The sequence below is a fragment of the Nocardia aegles genome (assembly GCF_052545135.1).
Window position 1 is genome coordinate 740,250 of record NZ_JBQWRI010000001.1, and the last position, 19,101, is coordinate 759,350.

The 19,101-nt window shown below is 68.8% G+C and carries 17 protein-coding genes; 16 read left to right on the forward strand and 1 reads right to left on the reverse strand.

Annotated elements, in window-relative coordinates; all coding sequences use genetic code 11:
- Window positions 1–7 precede the first annotated feature (7 nt).
- The 4 genes from secF to ACT89H_RS03650 all read left to right on the forward strand — a co-directional run bounded on the left by secF (window position 8) and on the right by ACT89H_RS03650 (window position 5,687).
- Entirely contained in the window at window positions 8–1,243 is a 1,236-nt protein-coding gene (secF, locus tag ACT89H_RS03635) for a protein translocase subunit SecF (protein ID WP_445107011.1), read from the forward strand.
- Window positions 1,244–1,259: 16 nt separating this feature from the next.
- On the forward strand, window positions 1,260–2,981 hold the full coding sequence (locus tag ACT89H_RS03640; RefSeq protein ID WP_445107012.1) for an ABC transporter substrate-binding protein: 1,722 nt from the start codon (window positions 1,260–1,262) through the stop codon (window positions 2,979–2,981).
- Between the two features lie 38 nt (window positions 2,982–3,019).
- Window positions 3,020–3,592, forward strand: a complete 573-nt coding sequence (locus ACT89H_RS03645; protein WP_445107013.1) for an adenine phosphoribosyltransferase — start codon at window positions 3,020–3,022, stop codon at window positions 3,590–3,592.
- 505 nt (window positions 3,593–4,097) lie between these two features.
- Window positions 4,098–5,687 (forward strand): ABC-F family ATP-binding cassette domain-containing protein, encoded by a 1,590-nt coding sequence (locus ACT89H_RS03650; protein WP_445107014.1) that lies wholly within the window; start codon window positions 4,098–4,100, stop codon window positions 5,685–5,687.
- Window positions 5,688–5,757: 70 nt separating this feature from the next.
- Here ACT89H_RS03650 and ACT89H_RS03655 read toward each other — a convergent pair whose 3' ends face one another.
- On the reverse strand, window positions 5,758–6,090 hold the full coding sequence (locus ACT89H_RS03655; RefSeq protein ID WP_445107015.1) for a YnfA family protein: 333 nt from the start codon (window positions 6,088–6,090) through the stop codon (window positions 5,758–5,760).
- A gap of 213 nt (window positions 6,091–6,303) precedes the next feature.
- Between ACT89H_RS03655 and ACT89H_RS03660 the strand changes: the two genes are divergently transcribed.
- The 12 genes from ACT89H_RS03660 (at window position 6,304) to ACT89H_RS03715 (ending at window position 19,096) form a co-directional block, all read left to right on the forward strand.
- Complete coding sequence (locus ACT89H_RS03660) at window positions 6,304–8,712, forward strand: RelA/SpoT family protein (protein ID WP_445107016.1); 2,409 nt, start codon at window positions 6,304–6,306, stop codon at window positions 8,710–8,712.
- Between the two features lie 296 nt (window positions 8,713–9,008).
- Window positions 9,009–10,607 carry a cutinase family protein gene (locus ACT89H_RS03665; RefSeq protein WP_445107017.1) on the forward strand — a complete coding sequence of 533 codons (1,599 nt, stop codon included), beginning with the start codon at window positions 9,009–9,011 and terminating at the stop codon, window positions 10,605–10,607.
- Between the two features lie 57 nt (window positions 10,608–10,664).
- Complete coding sequence (locus ACT89H_RS03670; RefSeq protein ID WP_445107018.1) at window positions 10,665–11,633, forward strand: DUF8176 domain-containing protein; 969 nt, start codon at window positions 10,665–10,667, stop codon at window positions 11,631–11,633.
- Between the two features lie 13 nt (window positions 11,634–11,646).
- Window positions 11,647–12,522, forward strand: coding sequence for a MinD/ParA family ATP-binding protein (locus ACT89H_RS03675; RefSeq protein ID WP_445107019.1), 876 nt, complete (start codon window positions 11,647–11,649; stop codon window positions 12,520–12,522).
- A complete protein-coding gene (locus ACT89H_RS03680; protein WP_445107020.1) occupies window positions 12,519–13,181 on the forward strand; it encodes a DUF6668 family protein in 663 nt (220 codons plus the stop codon). Before ACT89H_RS03675 ends, ACT89H_RS03680 begins: the two co-directional genes overlap by 4 nt.
- Window positions 13,182–13,232: 51 nt before the next feature.
- Window positions 13,233–13,529, forward strand: coding sequence for a hypothetical protein (locus ACT89H_RS03685; protein ID WP_039799032.1), 297 nt, complete (start codon window positions 13,233–13,235; stop codon window positions 13,527–13,529).
- An 8-nt stretch (window positions 13,530–13,537) separates the two neighbouring features.
- A complete protein-coding gene (locus ACT89H_RS03690) occupies window positions 13,538–13,813 on the forward strand; it encodes a hypothetical protein (RefSeq protein ID WP_445107021.1) in 276 nt (91 codons plus the stop codon).
- A 31-nt stretch (window positions 13,814–13,844) separates the two neighbouring features.
- Window positions 13,845–14,501: a DUF8175 domain-containg protein gene (locus ACT89H_RS03695; RefSeq protein WP_445107022.1), complete on the forward strand. Its 657-nt coding sequence runs from the start codon at window positions 13,845–13,847 to the stop codon at window positions 14,499–14,501.
- Window positions 14,498–15,310, forward strand: a complete 813-nt coding sequence (locus ACT89H_RS03700) for a DUF8175 domain-containg protein (RefSeq protein ID WP_445107023.1) — start codon at window positions 14,498–14,500, stop codon at window positions 15,308–15,310. The genes ACT89H_RS03695 and ACT89H_RS03700 overlap by 4 nt, the downstream gene beginning before the upstream one ends.
- Complete coding sequence (locus ACT89H_RS03705; RefSeq protein ID WP_445107024.1) at window positions 15,304–16,143, forward strand: DUF8175 domain-containg protein; 840 nt, start codon at window positions 15,304–15,306, stop codon at window positions 16,141–16,143. Before ACT89H_RS03700 ends, ACT89H_RS03705 begins: the two co-directional genes overlap by 7 nt.
- A gap of 38 nt (window positions 16,144–16,181) precedes the next feature.
- Window positions 16,182–17,609, forward strand: a complete 1,428-nt coding sequence (locus tag ACT89H_RS03710; protein ID WP_445107025.1) for a hypothetical protein — start codon at window positions 16,182–16,184, stop codon at window positions 17,607–17,609.
- Complete coding sequence (locus tag ACT89H_RS03715) at window positions 17,606–19,096, forward strand: SCO6880 family protein (protein WP_445107026.1); 1,491 nt, start codon at window positions 17,606–17,608, stop codon at window positions 19,094–19,096. Before ACT89H_RS03710 ends, ACT89H_RS03715 begins: the two co-directional genes overlap by 4 nt.
- Window positions 19,097–19,101 lie beyond the last annotated feature (5 nt).

Below are 19,101 nucleotides of genomic sequence, written 5' to 3' on the forward strand. Positions count from 1 at the left end.
GGACGCGATGACCAACAGCCACACCACCCACTCGCTCGACAAGACGAGCGCCACCGAGATCACCGATGTGTTCGCGGCGGTCGGCGACCCGCAGCCGCCCAAGCACGGCTTCTTCAATCGCCTCTACACCGGCACCGGCGCGATCGACGTCATCGGCAAGCGCCGGATGTGGTACCTCATCACCGCCGTGATCGTGCTCGTCTCGCTGGGCAGCATCATCTTCCGCGGCTTCAACTTCGGCATCGACTTCGAGGGCGGTTCGCGCATCCAGTTCCCGGCGGGGAACGCGACCACCAGCGCGGTGCAGGACGTCTATCGCGGCACGATCGGCACCGACCCGGTCTCGGTGCAGACCGTCGGCACCGGCGCATCGGCCACCATGCTGATCCGGTCCGAGGCGCTGAACCAGAAGCAGGTGGAGGCGCTGAACAGCGCGCTGTTCGCCCAGTTCCAGCCGAAGGACAAGTCGGGCAATCCGAGCCGGGCCGCGATCAGCACCTCCGACGTCAGCGAGACCTGGGGCAGCCAGATCACGCGCAAGGCGATCATCGCGCTCGCGGTATTCCTCGTGCTCGTCGCGGTGTACATCGCGATCCGCTTCGAGCCGCACATGGCCATCGCGGCGTTGGCTGCGCTGTTCTTCGACGTCACCGTCACCGCGGGTGTGTACTCGCTCGTCGGGTTCGAGGTCACGCCGGCGACCGTGATCGGCATCCTGACCATTCTCGGTTTCTCGCTCTACGACTCGGTCGTCGTGTTCGACAAGGTCGAGGAGAACACCCGCGGTATTCTGCACCTGACTCGGCGAACCTATGGCGAACAGGCCAACCTCGCGGTGAACCAGACGCTCATGCGCTCGATCAACACCGCCTTGATCGGTATCTTGCCGATCGTCGGGCTGATGGTGGTCGCGGTATGGATGCTGGGCGTCGGCACCCTGAAGGACCTGGCGCTGGTGCAGTTGGTCGGTCTGCTCGTCGGTACGTACTCCTCGATCTTCTTCGCGACCCCGCTGCTGGTCTCGATCAAGGAACGCTGGGGGCCGGTGGCGGCGCACACGAAGAAGGTCCTGGCCAAGCGGGCCGGTGCGGCGAGCGCCCGTGCGGGCGTCGCGGCCGAGCGCCGGGCGAGCATGGCAGCGGGGCGGGAATACGAACAGGCGCCGCGCGAGCAGCGCGCGGCGGGACAGGCGCCGCGACCCGGTGCGCGCCCGAGCGGCAAGCGGCACAAGAGGCGGAACTGACACCACAAGGGGTTTCATGCGACAGCCACGCGGTGCGGTACGACTGATCGGAGCGCTCGCTGCGGGGACGCTGGCCGCCGGGCTGATGGTCGGCTGCTCCAGTAAGAATCAGGTGCCCTCCATCGGTTACGCGACCGATGCCACCATCGCCACCTATAACGGCGCAAGTACGCTCGGGGCCTTTTCCGGTTCCGCCGCGGTGTTCTCCCGGGTACTCACCGGCTTCTTCTACACCGGGCCGGACGGCCAGCAGGTCGCCGACACGGACTTCGGGACCGCCAAGGAGGTGCCGGGCGAGTCGCAGACCATTCAGTACCGCCTCAATCCCGACGGCGTGTACTCCGACGGGGTGCCGACCTCCTGCGACGACTTGGTGCTGGCTTGGGCCGCCCGCAGCGGGCGGTTCACCAAGCCCGGGGACCGGGGCCCCGTCCCGCTTTTCGACGCCGCGAGCACCGGTGGCTACGACGCCATCGAACGGGTCGACTGCCAGCCCGGCTCGCGGGATGCGACGGTGGTGTTCCGGCCGGGGCGGCGGTACCTGCCGTGGCGCAACCTGTTCACAGCGGGTGAGTTGATGCCCGCGCATGTCGTGGCGCAAGTGGCGAACGTGCCGAACATCGTGTCGGCGTTGCAGACCGGGGATCCGAATGCCCTCGGCAGGATCGCCGAGTTCTGGAACACCGGATGGACCATCCCGGCCGATGGCAGGCTGGACCTGTCGCGGTTCCCGTCGTCGGGGCCCTATCGCATCGAATCCTTCGGCAGCGAGGACGGTTTGGTGCTGGTCAGCAACGAGCGCTGGTGGGGCAACAAACCGGCGACGGGGCGGATCGTGGTGTGGCCCAAGACCTTCGACGTGAAGAAGAAGATCGGCGAGAACGCCGTCGGTGTGCTCGACATCGGCGCGCGCTCGGTGAAAGACCTCGACCTGAACGGTTTCTCGGTGCAGACCGTGCCCGGCCGCGGCGCCGAGCAGCTGGCGCTGTCCACCGGCGGGGTGTTCGCCTCGGTCGAGGCGCGCCGGGCGTTCGCGCTGTGCCTGCCCCGTCAGACGCTGTTCGACAAGCTCGGCAAGGTGCCGGACGCACCGAAGACCGGGCTCGGCTCGGGGCCGCTGAACGCGCACATCGTGCCACAGGATGCCTTGCTCTACCCAGCCGTCATCGCCGGAGCGAAGAACTATTCCGGCGGCGACGTGGCGAACGCCACCAGGGCCGTCGCCGCCTCCGGTGCGCCGAATCCCACCGTCCGGATCGGCTACCCGGCCCCGGATGACCGGCGCGCGCAGACCGTCGCCATGATCGCCGAGGCCTGCAAACCGGCCGGCATCACCGTGGTGGATGCCGGATCGCCCGATTTCACTCCCGCCCGGCTCACCGAGGGCAAGGTCGACGCCGTCCTGGGAAGCACCGCGTCGGCCTCCGGCCCGGCGGGCTCGCTCGGGGGCGTGGCCGCTACCAGCGCGTTGCGCACCGGTAGCGGTCTCAATTTCGGGCGGTACGGCAACGGCCGCTACGATGCGATCACCGATCAGCTCGGGGCCGACGACAGCGCGGCCGCACAGCTGAATCTGCTCACCGAGGCGGAGAACCTGCTGTGGGCGGAGCTGCCGAGCATTCCGTTGTTCGCCACCCCACGCACGATCGCCTTCGGCAAGGGGCTGCGCAACGGGACCGCCGCTGCCAACCAAGCCGGAACCGGCTGGAACATGGACCGGTGGGTGCTCGAGCGGTGACAGACGGTGTGGGTGATGTGAATCATGGAGAGGTGTCGATGAGCAAGCACGCGGCGATCGAGTCCGAGGATGTAGCCGCCGAACGGACCACCAGAGCCGCCGAGATGGTGGACCGTTTGACCCGCTGGCACGACGACTTCCCCACGGCCGGTGTACGTTTCGCGGATCTCACCCCCGTCTTCGCCGACGCCGAGGGTTTCCGTGCCGTGGTCGACTGCCTTGCCGCGTGCGCACCCGACGCCGACCTGGTGGCCGGCGTCGATGCTCGTGGCTTCCTGCTCGGCGCCGGTGTCGCCGCATCCCTCGGCACCGGCGTGCTCGCCGTCCGCAAGGCGGGCAAGCTGCCGCCGCCGGTGATCAGCCGGGAGTACAGCCTCGAATACGGCACCGCCGCGCTGGAGATTCCCGCGAACGGTGTCGACCTGGCCGGCCGTCGCGTTCTGTTGCTGGACGACGTACTCGCCACCGGCGGCACCCTCGCCGCGGCGGCGGAACTGTTCAAGCAGGCGGGCGCCGAAGTGGCCGCGGCCGCGGTGGTGCTGGAACTCGGCTTCCTCGGCGGGCGCGCCCGGCAGGGCGACTACCCGTTGACCTCGATCGTTCAGCTCTGAGCCGACACAGTCCGCGTGTGGGACACGCTCGCCGCCGAAATCTGCGACCCGCAGCCGCGGCGCTGTCAGGATCGCGGCATGCGGCCTGACGAGCCGCCGCGCCGGATCCGGGTGGTCTACGACGAGTACACGATGTCGTCTATCGGGTCTGCTCCCCGGAGATCGTCGAATCCGCCCTTGCCGCAGCGACTTTCGTCGCCCTTTTCGCCGGCACCGGATGACGTGGATCACGCTTCGGGTCGCATCGCCGTGGGACATTACCTCGACGGTTGGATCACCGGGATCCGCGATGTCGCCGGGGAAGCGCGCCCGTCGCCGCCGTCATCGGCGGCTGGTTCTCGATGCGATATGTGATCTGAATCGCACTGGTGCATCGGTCGGAGTTGTGCTTAACCTGTACAGGTCTTATTCCCGTTGATCGGAGTTCTGCCGTTGCTCATCTGAGGTAGCCACCGTGCGGCCCGCGTTCGCGCGCCGTGTCTCGTCGCAACCTCTGGGAGCTGGCATGACCAATCTGTCTTTTTCCGATCTCACTTTCGGTTGGCCCGACGGCACCCCCGTTTTCGAGGGGCTCGACCTCGCTGTCGGCCCCGGTCACATCGGCTTGGTCGGTGGAAACGGGGCGGGCAAGTCCACCTTGCTGCGGTTGATCGCCGGGGAGTTGAAGCCCGTTCGTGGGTCCGTCACGGTCACCGGGCATCTCGGGTATCTGCGCCAGGACCTCGGTCTCGGCGCGGGGCAACGCGTCGACGCTGTGCTCGGCATCGCGGAGGTTCGAAAAGCGTTGCACCGCATCGAAACCGGCCAGGGCATCGAGGCCGACTTCGATCTGGTGGGCAACCAGTGGGATGTCGAGGAGCGGGCGTTGGCGTTGCTCGCCCGGCTCGGCCTGCACTACGTCGCCGACTCGGTGCAACATCTCGATCGCACGCTCGACACCCTTTCCGGCGGCGAGACAGTGCTGCTCGGACTGGTCGCCGAGTTGCTCGCCGAGCCGGATGTGCTGCTGCTGGACGAACCGACGAACAATCTGGATCGGATGGCTCGCGGACGGCTCTACGAGGTGATCGGCCAGTTCTCCGGCACGGTGCTCACAGTCAGCCACGACCGTGCGCTACTGGAACGGATGACGACCATCGCGGAGCTGCGCCACGGCGAACTCCGTGTGTTCGGCGGCAATTTCAGCGAGTACGAGCGGATCGTCGCCGCCGAGCAGGAAGTGGCCCGTGCCGCGATCCGGGACGCGCGCAGCGATGTCCGCAAGCAGGCCCGCGAACTCGTCGAGGCACGCATCAAACTGGACCGCAGGCAGCGGTACGGGCAGAAGATGTGGGACCAGAAGCGAGAGCCGAAAATCGTGATGGGCGAACGCAAACGGCAGGCACAGGTGTCCGCGGGCAAGCTGCGCAACAACCACATCGAAAAGCTGGACACCGCCAAGGAGCAGCTGGAGCAGGCCAAGGAGCTGTTGCGCGACGATCGGGAGATACGGGTGGAGCTGCCCGACACGCGGCTGTACCCGGGCCAGGACGTCATCGAGCTGAACGGCGTCGAGTTGGCGTGCGGGCCGACGGTGACGTTGCGGGTGTCGGGTCCGGAGCGGATCGCGTTGACCGGTCGCAACGGTGTCGGCAAGACGACGCTGCTGCGGCGGATCGCCCAGGAGGGGCCGAAGGTGCCGTGGCGGATGCTGCCGCAGCGGTTGGACGTGTTCGACGAGCGGCGGTCGGTGTTCGAGAATGTCGCCGCCACGGCGCCGCACGCGTCCACGGAGCGGATTCGGGCGCAGCTGGCCCGCTTCCTGTTCCGCGGCGCGGACGCCGACGTCGCGGCCGCCGCGCTGTCGGGCGGTGAACGGTTGCGCGCGGCGCTGGCGATGCTGCTGCTGGCCGACCCGGCGCCGCGCCTGCTGCTGCTGGACGAGCCGACCAACAACCTCGATCTGCCCAGCCTGGAGCATCTCACCCAGGCGCTGGCCGGCTTCGAGGGAGCGCTGATCGTGGTCAGTCACGATCCGCGGTTCCTCGACGACATCGGGGTGACCCGCCGCCTGGAGCTCACGACGGAGGGATTGGCGGAGACGCTGCTGACCTGACCCGCCGTCAGTTCGGCAGCGCCGGGAGCCTCCGCAAGTCGTGTCGGTGCCGATCGAGGCGATATCCCGGTCAGCTGCGCGGCGCGTACATGATGACGACCACTCCGACGAGGCAGATCGCCGCACCGAGGTAATCCCAGCGGTCGGGACGGAACTTGTCCACCAGCATGCCCCAGGCCAGCGAGCCCGCGACGAAGACACCTCCGTACGCGGCCAGGATGCGTCCGAAGTTGGGGTCCGGCTGGAAGGTGGCGACGAAGCCGTAGGCGCCGAGCGCGAGCGCGCCCGCGGCGATCCAGACGACGCCGCGCTGTTCCCGCCAGCCCTGCCACACCAGCCAGGCGCCACCGATCTCGGCCAGGGCGGCGAGGGCGAACAGCAGCAGTGAACGGGCGACGATCATGGCGGGGACGGTACTTGCCCCCGGTCCACGGGACGACGCGAGCCGGGTGGGGGACCCCTTCGCACCTGCCCCGGCTACTCGGTCTCGACAACCCGGCGCGCATCCTTCGTCAGCAGATCGGACGTGGGTGCTTCGCCCGGACTAAAGTTGGTGGTCCGGGAGGTTGCACCGGTCGGATAGGGTGGTCCGATCGAGGCGCGGAGAGGTGGTGGCATGACTCAGCATCTGGGCGAGGCGAAGGTCGAGCAATCGACGTCGGGCCCGCGGCCGAACGGTGCGGGCGCCACCGACGCCGCGCAGACCCCGAAGCCGCCGACGCAGGCCAACGCGACGCCGCCGCGCCAGCCAGGCACCTCTTCCGCCGTTCCCACCTCGGCGTCGCGCCGGGTGCGTGCCCGCCTGGCTCGCCGGATGACCGGGCAGCGCGGCATCGCGGCGGTCAAGCCGGTGCTGGAGCCGCTGGCCACCGTGCACCGCGAGCTGTACCCCAAGGCGAACCTGACGCTGCTGCAGCGCGCGTTCGACGTCGCGGACGAGCGGCACAAGCATCAGTTCCGCAAATCGGGTGACCCCTACATCACCCACCCGCTCGCCGTGGCCAACATCCTCGCCGAACTCGGCATGGATACCACCACGCTGGTGGCCGCGCTGCTGCACGACACGGTCGAGGACACCGGATACAGTCTCGAACAGCTCACGCAGGACTTCGGCGCCGAGGTCGCGCACCTCGTCGACGGTGTCACCAAGCTGGACAAGGTCAACCTGGGCGCGGCCGCCGAGGCGGAGACGATCCGCAAGATGATCATCGCGATGGCCCGCGACCCGCGCGTGCTGGTGATCAAGGTGGCCGATCGGCTGCACAACATGCGCACCATGCGTTTCCTGCCGCCGGAGAAGCAGGCCAAGAAGGCCAAGGAGACGCTGGAGGTCATCGCCCCGCTCGCCCATCGCCTCGGCATGGCGACGGTGAAGTGGGAGCTGGAGGACCTCGCCTTCGCGATCCTGCACCCGAAGAAGTACGACGAGATCGTCCGGCTGGTCGCCGATCGCGCGCCCTCGCGCGACACCTACCTGGCGAAAGTGCGCGCCGAGATCGTCAACACGCTGGCCGCCTCCCGGATCAACGCGATCGTGGAGGGCCGCCCGAAGCACTACTGGTCGATCTACCAGAAGATGATCGTCAAGGGTAAGGACTTCGACGACATCCACGACCTGGTCGGCATCCGCATCCTGTGCGACGAGGTGCGCGACTGCTACGCGGCCGTCGGCGTGGTGCACTCGCTGTGGCAACCCATGGCGGGGCGGTTCAAGGACTACATCGCCCAGCCGCGCTACGGCGTGTACCAGTCGCTGCACACCACTGTGGTCGGGCCGGACGGCAAGCCACTGGAAGTGCAGATCCGCACCCAGGACATGCACCGCACCGCGGAGTTCGGCATCGCCGCGCACTGGCGCTACAAGGAGACCAGGGGCAAACACTCCAGCGACACCGCCGAGGTCGACGACATGGCGTGGATGCGCCAGTTGTTGGACTGGCAGCGGGAGGCCGCCGACCCGGCCGAGTTCCTGGAGTCGCTGCGTTTCGACCTGAAGTCGCCGGAGATCTTCGTGTTCACGCCGAAGGGTGACGTGATCACGCTGCCGCAGAAGTCGACGCCGGTGGACTTCGCCTACGCCGTGCACACCGAGGTCGGGCACCGCTGCATCGGCGCGCGGGTGAACGGGCGCTTGGTCGCGCTGGAGCGTCAGCTGGAGAACGGCGAGGTCGTCGAGGTCTTCACCTCGAAGGCGCAGAACGCGGGACCCAGCCGCGACTGGCAGAACTTCGTGGTGTCCCCGCGCGCCAAGGCGAAGATTCGCCAATGGTTCGCCAAGGAGCGTCGCGAGGAGGCGCTGGAGAGCGGTAAGGAGCAGATCTCCAAGGAAGTGCGCCGCGTCGGGCTGCCGCTGCAACGACTGATGAGCGTCGACGCGATGACCGCGGTCGCCCACGAACTGCACTACACCGACATCTCCACGCTGTACACCGCCGTCGGTGAGCACCAAGTCTCCGCGCACCACGTCGTGCAGCGGCTGATGGCGCAGCTCGGCGGGATCGGAGACGTGGAGAACGAGCTGGCCGAGCGTTCCACGCCGTCGACGACGCCGAGCAGGCAACGGGTCACCGGTGACGCGGGCGTGCTGATCCCCGGCGCTCCCGGCACGGTCGCCAAGCTGGCGAAATGCTGTACCCCGGTGCCCGGCGACGAGATCATGGGCTTCGTGACCCGCGGTGGCGCGGTGAGTGTGCACCGCACCGACTGCACCAACGCCGGTTCCCTGCGCGAGCAGTCCGAACGGATCATCGACGTGTCCTGGGCGCCGTCGCCGTCCTCGGTGTTCCTGGTCGCCATCCAGATCGAGGCGCTCGATCGCACGCGGCTGCTGTCCGACGTGACCAAGGTTCTGGCCGACGAGAAGGTCAACATCCTGTCCGCTTCGGTGGCCACGCACGGCGACCGGGTGGCGATCAGCAAGTTCACCTTCGAGATGGGCGATCCGAAACACCTGGGGCATTTGCTGAATGTGGTGCGCAACGTGGAGGGCGTCTACGACGTCTACCGCGTCACCTCCGCGGCGTGACGCGTTCACCCCTCCGTTAGCTGTCAATTAGCTCCTATCGCACAAGTTTTCGGCTGCCCCCACTCGATTCCAGGGGTTGCCATTCGGGGCGCGGTGCCGGAAACTTGTCGGACCCTTCCCCGGAACGCGCCACCGCGTGGCGCGTTCATCTCGGTGTGTCCTGGAAGATTTCCGTCGATGCGGCAGTAATAGCCGGAATCTGTTACGGTCTATTGCGTTTCATGGCGTTGAGGTAGCTGCGGCAGACGACTCGATTGCGGATCGCTATGACTGGATACTCGGCAAGACTAGCGGGGATGCTGGTAGCACTCGCCGTGGCTGTGGCGACCGCCGGTGTCGCCGCGGCGGAGCCGCCGAATCCCGCGGGTCCGTCCACCCGGATTAGCCTCGCCACCTGTCCCGCCTTGTACGCCTTGGGAATTCAGGGCACCGGTGAATCGTCGCCGGACGCGGCGCCCACCACCGACACCGGCATGCTCTCCACCGTTTTCCGCCCGATGATGGCGAAAGCTCCGGACATCGGACTGGTCGATCGGGCGTACGTGCCATACGAATCCGGCTTCGGTGGTGCGACAGCCGGTGGGGCGGTGCCCTATTCGGAATCCGTCGCCGGCGGCCTCGCCCGTCTGCGCAGTATGGCCGGGACCGTCGCCGACGCCTGCCCGAACAGCCGCTTCGCGGTGGTCGGCTATTCGCAGGGCGCGCACGTCGCCTCGATGTTCGCCCAGGAGATCGGCCAGGGCCGTGGTGTGCTGCCCGCCGACAAGGTCGCCGCGGTCGCGTTGTTCGGCGACCCGACGCGCAACCCCGGTGCGCCGCTGTTTCCCGGCGCGCCCGGCAAGGTGACGCCGGACCCGGCGCCGGGCACCTCGGGTGACCGGCTGGTAGCCATCGCCGCGCTGCCGCAGGCCCCCGCCAGCGGCGGCGGCATCGGCCCGGAGCGGGACAGAGCGGCGAATTTCGGGGCGCTCACCGGTCGGGTGGCGAGTTTCTGCGCGGCGGGCGATCTCGCCTGCGACGCCCCGGACGGCGCGCCGATCCTGAAGGCGGTCGCCAACGTGGTGGGCCAGTCCCAGCTCAGCGGCGGCGACCCGATCGCCTCGCTGGTGTCGATCGCGCAGGCGCTGGCGTTCACCTCCATCAAGACCGCGACCGAGGTGGTCAACGGCGACATTCAGGGCAATTCGCTGGCCGGACTGTCGATCTCGCCGCGGAAGTCGATCTCGCAGCGCCTCGCCGACGCCTCGGATCCCCGCATCCCGTTGAATCTACCCGCCGCGCTGCAGGCGCTGCTGAAGGTCGGCATGATCGGCGTGAACTCCGTGGCGGCGCTGGTGCGCACGGTGATCGCTCCGGCGAACATCGCGGAGCTCGCCACCGCGGGTCTGCATAATCCGCCGGCCGCCCTCCTGGCGCTGGGCGCGAAACTGCTCGGCGCGATTCCCCAGCTGATCCCGCCGACCACCGGTGTCCGCCTGGTCACCCAGGCGTTCGACGCGGTGGCGCAGAACATCACCGACAACAGCGAGCTGCTGAACACGACCACCTGGGTGCGGTACTGGGACACCGTGCAGCGCCACACCGCTTACACCAGCGCGACCGTTTCGGCGGACGGTGCGGCTCCCACCCGGTTCGTCGCCGACTGGTTCGCGGCGATCGCTCGCGACGTCGCCGACGCCTTCGGCAGCAAGGCCGAGCCGAGGGTGGTGCTGGAGAAGCAGCCGACCGGATTCTTCGGGGACGGCTCCGGCGCGTCTCCCACGCCGAGTTCGTCCGGTACGGGACAATTTCCGTTCGGGACAGGAGCCGATGGCGCCTCATCCAGCGGCGTGACGTCGATTCCGCCCACCGACCGAACCGGCACACCCAACACCTACCCGTTCTCCACGAACTGATCGCCGAGAGGGTCCGACGATGCGATACTGCGTGCCCTGCTCCGCGGGAATGGGGGAATGTTGAAGTCGTACAAACAGCTTTCCCGCTGGTACGGCGCTCTCGAGCCGGAGACCGGTGTGCCGGAAGCGGGCAAGCCGGATGAGGCGAACACCATCGTCCCGGCGGAGGACGACGCGCCTTCGCGCTATCCGGACTACATCCGCGACGACGCCGAGCCGTGGCGGCGCAAGCCCGAGCAGGTCCCGCCGGATCTGCCGGCGCAGCGCAGCGAATTCACCGGCGGATGGTCGGATTGGGTGGTGACCGGCCGTGCGCCCGGTCCCGACGACGACTATGTAGCGCCGCGGCAGTCCGGTCCCGCGCAGTTGCCCTGGGCCGACGACGACGAACACGAGCCGGTCGAGCTGCCGCGCCCCGCGGTCTCGCGTGCGCTGCGGCAAGCCGCCCGCGCCCACCCAGCGGTGCGCCGGGCCCGGCTGTTGCTCATCGTGATCGCGGCGGTGGTGACCATCGCCGTCACCGCCGTGGTCGTGCTGTTCCTGCTGCGTTCCGCCGCCGACCGCGCCGCGCTCGCCAGAGACTCGCATGTGTCCGCGTCGGTGCAGCTCACCGTCGGAAGTGTGCACGCGGGCGGCGATTCGCGCGCGGTGAGCGCGGGTGCCTGCCCGACCGAGCGCAGTGACGCGATCGTGCGCAGCGCGGAGCCGGGCGGCACGGGCTCGGGGCCGGACGCGGTGCTGTCGTTCCAGTACGCGTACTACGTCGAACGGTCAGGGGAACGCGCCCGCGCGGCCGTCGCGCCGGACGCCGACGTCCAGCCCGCCTGGGTCATCCAGCGGGGCATCGACTCCGTCCCGATCGGCACGACGCACTGCGTGCGGATCGTGACGGTCGCAGACAACCGGTATTCGGTGGAGGTCACCGAATACCGGCCGGGCGGCGCCCCCGCCACGTACAACAGGCAGACGGTCACCACCGCGGTGATCGACGGCCGCACCCTGATCACGGGTATCAGGGCCGGATAGGAGAGCAGAGGCGATGGGAGAGGACTGGAGCCGCTGGCTCGACGAAGCGCCCGGGGAGGGCGCCACGTCGAGGCGGCCGGTGCGTTCCAAGGCTCCGGTGGTGCGGTTGCGGCGCAAGGGTGACGGCTCCGAGGCGGATCGTCCGGCGCAGCGGCCGATCCTGGTGGTCGGTGGCTGCGGTGGTGCGGGTACCACGACGACGGCATTGGGTTTGGCGGGCGAGCTCGGCTCGGGGGGTACGCCGACTGTCGCGGTGGACGCCACCTCGGCGGGTAGCGATCTCGCGCTGCGCGGTGCGGACGAGCATCTGCACCCGGTCAGTTTGCAGTCCTGGTTGTACGGACGCGGTGACGACGAACCCGCGCCGTTGAAGGAGTGCCTGTCGCGGGCGACCTCGGGCATCGGCCTGCTGTGGCGCGACGCCGCGCCGCTGCGCAGGCGTGCGACCTATCTCACGGTCGCCCGCGCGGTGCGCGACGCCGGATACACCGCCGTCTACGACGGGGGACATCCGATTGCCGCCCGGCAACTGCTTCCTTTGCTCGATGACGCGGATGTCGCTCTGGTGCTTGCCATTCCGGCGCGCACCGACGCGGCCAACCGGCTGCGGGTCGCCCTGGAATGGCTCGACGACCAGTTCGGCGACGCGGAGGAGGGGCATGGTGGCGGCATCGTCGGTGACACCACCATCGTCGTCTCGCATCAATATCCTGGCGACGACTCCCGGGTAGCGGATCATTTGCGCGAGCACCTGTCCGGCTGGGTCCGCGAGATCGGGGAGATTCCCTACGATCCGCATCTGGCCCGTGGTGAACTCGTGCGGCACGCCTCGCTGGCAACCGAGACGCGCCGGGCGTATGGGCGCCTGCTCGCCGGGGTGGCATCATGACCGCCGCCATGATTTTTCCGCGTCAGCCCGACCCCGCGCCCGCCGGTGTGATCGCCCCGCCGGAGTCCCGCCGTGCCGCCATCTGGGACCGCCCCGTGCCGGGTGTCGGTCGTGCGCCGCTGGTCTGGCTGCTGGGTGTGCACGGCGGAGCGGGAGCCAGTACCCTCGCGCATGTGCTTGCGCCCGCGGCGGATTCGGGCCGCCGCTGGCCCGGCGTCTTCGACCGCGAAAGTCCATTCGTCGTCCTCGTCGCCAGGGAGACCATCGCCGGTCTGTCCCGCGCGCACGACCTTCTGCGCCAACATCTTTCGGGTTTCGCCGGTCCCTCCGACGTGCTGGGCCTGATCACCGTCGCCGCCCGGCCGGGCCGGATGGCTCCGGAGATCCGGCGCTACCGCGACGTGGTCGGCTCCCTGGCCGGACAGGTGTGGCAGGTGCCGTGGTACGAGGAGTGGACACTGGTCGAACCGGAGCAGCTGCCGGTGTGGTCGCCCGGCGACCCGGTGCCACCCAGGAAACGCAAGCTCGACCTGCTGGAGGAAGTCCCGCTCGATGTCCGGGAGCTCGGCGCCGACATCGTGGCGGCCGCTCGGACGGCACTGGAGGAGGCCGCCTACGACCGCGGGTCGCCGGATCTCCGCAAGCCGTCCGATGAGTGAACGTCCGCATCGCACCGGCGACCACCACCCACTATTCGAGAAAGGCACCCGATGAGCACGCTCCTCCTCGCCGTGCAGGACACGTACGGCACCGTACTCGCGCAAGTCGGTAATCCGACGCCCGAGGCGCCGCCTGGATCGGAGAAGATCCTGCAGCTGGTGCGGTATCTCACGTGGTTCGTCCTGCTGTCCGGCATCTGCGGCATCGTCTACGCCGGCGGCAAGTTCGCCTGGGAGAAGTGGACCGGTGGTGGTCTGGAGTCGCCGAAGATGGTGGCGGGCGCGATGATCGGCGGCGTGGTCGCGACCAGCGCGGGCACCATCATGAACGCGGTCATCGGGACCTGAGGTCAGCGATGGGTACCGTACACATGCTCGCGGCCGGGTCGCTGGCCTACAAGCAGATGCCCGCCGACGTTCTCGCACCGCTGATGCAGCTGCTGAACTGGCTGCTGTGGTTCGTTCTTCTGGTGTGCCTGGCCTGGATGATCGTCTCCGCGGGGAAACTGTGGCTGGTCTTTCGCAGTGACCTGGCGATGAACGACGCCTCGCACGGCGTTCTGATGAGCCTGCTGGGTGCAATAGTGGCGAGCACGGCGTCGGGAATCGCCCTGGCGTTTCTGCCCGCGTGAGCCGGCGGAGCGGGACGGGGACGACTCGGGAATGAATCCGACAGTATTGCGGCCGGCGGACCCCGCGGCGTTGCGGCGTGACATCCGCCGCCCCGCGGCCGGAGTCGTCGGTGCCGCGCTGCTGTTCGCGGCCGTCGGCTGCGGCGGCGGCGCGGATCCTGTGGGGCCCGACCTCTCGGCCGCTCCCACCGATGTGCGATGGCAGCCGTTCCAAGGGGTGCCGCTGCCGCACACCGGCCAAGGGCCGCGGTCGACGGCAGATGGCGCGGCGACCGGTTTCGAGCACTCGCCGCGCGGCGCGGCCGTCGCCGCGCTGACCCACTCGGTGCGGCTGGCGGTGGCCGCCGATACCCAGTGGGCGAAAGTGGCTGCCGCGGAACTGGTCCCGGGTCCGGCCAAGGACGAGTGGGCGATCAATCGGGTACAAGTGTCGATCACCGGCCCGGCGAGCCCGGAGTTCGCCCCCCGTTCGCTCGGCTACAAGATCACCGGCTATACCGACTCGCGCTCCACCGTCGACGTGTACACCGAGTACTCCGACAGGTCGAAGGCGGTGCATCACACGGCCGTGGAGTGGTTCGGTGAAGACTGGAGATTACGGCTGCCGGACTCGGATTCGGCCGTCAGACCCATCGATTCGATCGACGCATTACCTACCGACATCGTGAAAGTGGAGGCACCGACGTGAGCGACAGGGAGTCGTACGCGCGCGACCGTGTCTCCTTCGGGATCGTCGCCTCCGCCGCCGTGCTGGCGCTCATCGTGGTGGTCGGCATCTTCGTTTTCGTCAGCCGTGACGACGATCCGGTCGCAGGCGCGCCCGCCGTCACCGAAGGCTCCGGCGGCACCGGCTTCGCGAGTCCCGAGGTGGACATCCTCGGCAGGCGCGTGGACATCCCGAACAACGCTGCGGGGCAACCGCTTCCGCAGGATCCCTCCCGGCAGCGCAAGCCCAGCGATCCGGACTGGCTGACCGCCGCGCCGGAGGGCACCGCCGCACCGCACGGCTGGCAACGGGTGTACGGCGCGTCCGTCCCGTTCTCCACCTCCGACGGGCCGACGCGCATCGAGGACGACTTGGCCGTCGGGTACTCGCACACCCCGCAGGGCGCGGTACTGGCCGCGGCGCAGATCACCTACCGGCTCAACGCCCGTCCGGCCGATCGTGACCTGTACGTGCGCCAGGTCCGGGTCTCCGCCCAGCAGATCGCCGCCTACGACAAGGCACTCGCCGACGACCGGCTACCGCGACAGCAGCCGGAGAAGGTGACCCGCTACTTCGTCGCCTCGGACGCGTTCAAAGTGGACGATTACGCCGACGATCTCGCCATCGTCCGGCTGGCCACCAGGGGACCGGTGATCGACGGCAAGCAGCTGTGGGCGGCGACGCGCCTGGTCATGGTGTGGGACGCCGCCGACTGGCGCCTGAAGCCCGCGACCACCAACAACCCCCAGACCGAGTACATCGAGTCGTTGCAGGGGTGGACGAGATGGTGAGCCGCAGGAGGTCTTTCGAGCACGTGCCGCCGGCTGTGCTGGGCGCCGGTGCGGTACTGGCCGTCGCGGTGGCCGCGGTCGTCACCGTGTTCGCGGTCCGGGACCACGACACGGCTTCCGGCCAGGTGCCGCGGACCACGCCGGCATCCGCCGAATCCTCCGGCGCGCCGACTCCCGGGTCGTCTTTCGCCGGATCGGGTAAGGACTCGTTCGGCCATCGTTTCGATATTCCGAGCGACCCCGCCGGACAGGCGCTTTCGCAGTCGGGTGCGCCGCGGACGCCGACCGATCCGGAGTGGCGGACCGGCGCGCCGGGCGGGACGAACCAGCCGGGCGGGTGGCAACAGGTCTACGGCGGCCCGGTCGTTCCGTTCTCGACGACCGATGGGCCCGCGCGTATCGATAACGGCGTGCCGACGGGGTTCGCCAAGACCCCGCAGGGCGCCGCGCTGGCCGCCGAGCAGATCTACTGGCGGACCGTGGCACGACCGACCGACCACACGCTGTGGCAGCAGTTGGTGATCCTCACGCCCGAGGAACTCGCCGACCGGGAGCGCAAGATCGCCGACGGTAAAGTGCCCGACATCTTGCCGGAGCGCGTCAAACCGCTGCTGTACGCGTCCGACGCATTTCGAATCGAAAGCTATGGTGACGATTTCGCTGTTGTTCGTGTCGCCCGCAAGACCCGTGAGTTCCTGCACGGCGGGCGAAGTTGGGTGGCCATGAGACTCAACGTGATATGGCGTGACGGTGGCTGGAAATTGAAGTCGTCCGCGGGCGACGCACAGCCGCTCGAAACGATCGGCTCGATCGATGGGTGGACACAATGGTGAGGCGGCTAGTCACAATCCTCGCGGTCATCTTCACAGTGATGATCGCGACTCCGACCGTGGCCTACGGCCAGACGTACGGCTTCGACGATACGTGCAACGAGATCCACGACAGCCTCGACGGCCTCGGACTGCCCGGCTTCACCCTCGGTGACGCCGCGTCGGCCGCGTGCAAGGCGGGCAATGCCGCCTCGCATCCCAACCAGGCGGCGACGGCGGTGAAGGACAAGGCCTGGGATTCCACCTTCGGCAAGGTGGTCGATTCGCTGATGAACGGTCTCGGCGAGGCCATCATCCTGGCGTTGACCTTCTGGATGAAGGTGCCCAACGAGGCGGCCAGCGATTCCGGATCGCTGTTCACCAAGATCAACGACTACACCTATCAAGCGCAGATCCTGCTGTTGATCGCGTCGGTGATCCTGTCCGGGGCGCGATTGGCCGAAGCCAGACGCGGGGCCGCGATGAACGAAGCGGCCGAATCGTTCCGGATGTTCACCCGCGTCGTATTCAGCTCCTGGATGCTGGGCGCGGTGATCGTCGCGGGCACGCAGGCGTCGGACCGCTTCGCGGAGTGGATCATCGACGACTCGACCAACGGCAATGCCAAGGACCTCGCCGAGCTGATGGTGAAAACCAGTAAGCTGCAAGCTTTTTCGCCCGGATTGGTGCTGATCATCGCGATCGTGGGCCTGCTCGGCGCGCTCGCGCAGATCGTGCTCGCCATCGTCCGGCAGGGATTGCTGGTGATCGCGGCCGGTGTGCTTCCGCTGGCGGCCGCGGCCTCCGGCATGAATATCGGCAAGCAGTCCTATCAGAAGCTCATCGGCTGGATCATCGCCTTCATGCTGTGGAAACCGGTGGCTGCGATCGTCTACATGATCGCGTTCACCACGGCGGGCCACGTCGACTCGCTCACGCCGACGAGCGGCCTGCCCGACGGTGAGCAGGCCCAGCGCATGCTGGTCGCGATCGTGCTGTTGTGCAGCGTGGCATTCGTGCTGCCCGCGCTCATGCGACTGGCCACTCCGGCCGTCGCCATCGTCGGCAGCGGCGGTTCGGGTTTCACCGCGGCCGGCGGCACCTTGGTCGGTGTGGCGGCCCTCGGCGCCATGGGCACCAAGGCGGTCGGCGTCAAGGGCACGGCGGCGCCGGGCCGGGCCGGCTATGTGAGCGGCAGCGGCACCGGACCGCGCCCGGGCGGCGCGGGCGGACCGCGCGGTGGCGGCGCGCCCAGGCCGACCCCGCCGCGTGGTGGCGGCGGCCCCCAGGGCGGCGCGGCTCCGCGCGCCTCCGGACCTGCGGGCGCGGCCGGGGTAGCGTCCGGAGCGGCCAGAACGGCAGGCCGGATCGGCGTGGCGCGCGCCGCGAGCGGCGGGCTGAGCCGGGCCGACCAAGCCATGGGTGACGTCGCGGGCGATCGCTGGACGAACCGCTCACCCGATCTCGGGAGGAGCACCATTCCGCGATGACAATCACCGACACCTACGAGCGGCGCTCGTACGGACTCTGGCAGAAGCCGCGCAGCGCGGGCCTTTTCGGCTTGCGCTGGGAGGAAACCGTGCTCGGCTTCGCGGTCGTGATCACGGCGCTGATCACCGCGATGGTCGGCGGCTTCCAGTGGGGTGCGATCGTCGGCGGCGCCGGCGTCGTCGTGATGGTCCCGCTGGTGTGGCGGACCGGAGGTCGTTCGGGCTACGAGACGGGATTGATGATGTTCAACTGGATGCGCTCGCGCAGTCGCGGCGAGCACGTGTACCGCGGTGGCCGTTTTTCCCGGATCCCCGGTGGTGTCACCCGCTTGCCGGGGCTGCTCGCGCCGTCCAAGTTGTACGAGGGAATCGACGCGGGCGGCTACAGCTTCGGCATGATCCACCTGCCGCAGTTCGCCCAGTACACGGTGGTGCTGCGGGCGTGGCCGCAAGGGCACGAGGCGGTGGATCAGCCCGTGATCGACCGGTGGGTCTCGGCGTGGGGCACCTTCCTCGCCTCGGTCGGCCAGACCAGCGATATCGTCGCCGTGGTGCCGGTGATCGACACCGTGCCGGAGACCGGAAACCGTTTGCTCACCGAGGTTTCCACGATCACCAGGCCGGAGGCGCCCGAACTGGCCCAGCAGGTGATGTACGAGCTGGCCACCGAACTGCCGCAGGAGCGGGTGCAGTTGCTGCCGCGGGTGGCGATCACGTTCAAGGCCACCACCGCCGAGCGCCGCAAGAACCCGGCCGAGGAGGCCGTGGAGATCGGCCGTCGCCTGCCCGGCATCTGCGCCGCACTGGCGGAAGCCGGTGTGCGGGCCCAGCCCATGTCGGCGGACGAGGTGATCTCGTTCATCCGTCGCAGTTACGATCCCGCCTCGCAAGCCGACCTCGAGGTGGCCGCGGGGGAACCCGATGGACATGGACTGGACTGGGCGGACGCGGGCCCGGTGTCCCACGACGAGAAGTGGGATCACCTGGTGCACGACGGTGGCCGGTCGGTCACCTGGGAGATGGACGCCGCCCCCGAGGGCGCGGTCGACGAGCGGGTGCTGCAGCGGCTGCTCGCACCGAATCCCGAAGTCCCACGCAAACGTATCGCGATCGTGTACCGTCCGCACTCGGCCGCTGACGCCGCCGAGATCGTCGACGACGATTTCAAGAACGCGTTGGTGGCCCAACAGAGCGAACGCGGAGTCGTGTCCGCGGCGGCGACGCTGCGGGTGGGCGCGACTCAGCAGGCCCGCGAGGAGCAGGCCAGGGGTCACGGTGTGACCCGCTTCGGGGCGCTGGTGACCATCACCGAGCCCTTGCGCGGTGACCTTCCGCGCATCGAAGCCATCACGCGCGACCTGTCGACCCAGGCGCGTTTGAAGATTCGGCGGTGCTACCGCTACCAGGCGGCGGCCTTCGCGGCGTCGCTCGGTTGCGGGGTGATCCTGCCGGAACACGCGACAATTCCCAAGGCACTGGCGGGGTGAGCGAT

Bases quoted from the DNA above. Each gene is read 5' to 3' on its own strand.
- ACT89H_RS03645 (WP_445107013.1), top strand. From the start codon at position 3,020: ATGAGCAAGCACGCGGCGATCGAGTCCGAGGATGTAGCCGCCGAACGG.
- ACT89H_RS03710 (WP_445107025.1), top strand. From the start codon at position 16,182: ATGATCGCGACTCCGACCGTGGCCTACGGCCAGACGTACGGCTTCGAC.
- ACT89H_RS03650 (WP_445107014.1), top strand. From the start codon at position 4,098: ATGACCAATCTGTCTTTTTCCGATCTCACTTTCGGTTGGCCCGACGGC.
- ACT89H_RS03640 (WP_445107012.1), top strand. From the start codon at position 1,260: ATGCGACAGCCACGCGGTGCGGTACGACTGATCGGAGCGCTCGCTGCG.
- secF (WP_445107011.1), top strand. From the start codon at position 8: ATGACCAACAGCCACACCACCCACTCGCTCGACAAGACGAGCGCCACC.
- ACT89H_RS03695 (WP_445107022.1), top strand. From the start codon at position 13,845: ATGAATCCGACAGTATTGCGGCCGGCGGACCCCGCGGCGTTGCGGCGT.
- ACT89H_RS03685 (WP_039799032.1), top strand. From the start codon at position 13,233: ATGAGCACGCTCCTCCTCGCCGTGCAGGACACGTACGGCACCGTACTC.
- ACT89H_RS03715 (WP_445107026.1), top strand. From the start codon at position 17,606: ATGACAATCACCGACACCTACGAGCGGCGCTCGTACGGACTCTGGCAG.
- ACT89H_RS03690 (WP_445107021.1), top strand. From the start codon at position 13,538: ATGGGTACCGTACACATGCTCGCGGCCGGGTCGCTGGCCTACAAGCAG.
- ACT89H_RS03660 (WP_445107016.1), top strand. From the start codon at position 6,304: ATGACTCAGCATCTGGGCGAGGCGAAGGTCGAGCAATCGACGTCGGGC.
- ACT89H_RS03680 (WP_445107020.1), top strand. From the start codon at position 12,519: ATGACCGCCGCCATGATTTTTCCGCGTCAGCCCGACCCCGCGCCCGCC.
- ACT89H_RS03675 (WP_445107019.1), top strand. From the start codon at position 11,647: ATGGGAGAGGACTGGAGCCGCTGGCTCGACGAAGCGCCCGGGGAGGGC.
- ACT89H_RS03705 (WP_445107024.1), top strand. From the start codon at position 15,304: ATGGTGAGCCGCAGGAGGTCTTTCGAGCACGTGCCGCCGGCTGTGCTG.
- ACT89H_RS03665 (WP_445107017.1), top strand. From the start codon at position 9,009: ATGCTGGTAGCACTCGCCGTGGCTGTGGCGACCGCCGGTGTCGCCGCG.
- ACT89H_RS03670 (WP_445107018.1), top strand. From the start codon at position 10,665: ATGTTGAAGTCGTACAAACAGCTTTCCCGCTGGTACGGCGCTCTCGAG.
- ACT89H_RS03655 (WP_445107015.1), bottom strand. From the start codon at position 6,090: ATGATCGTCGCCCGTTCACTGCTGCTGTTCGCCCTCGCCGCCCTGGCC.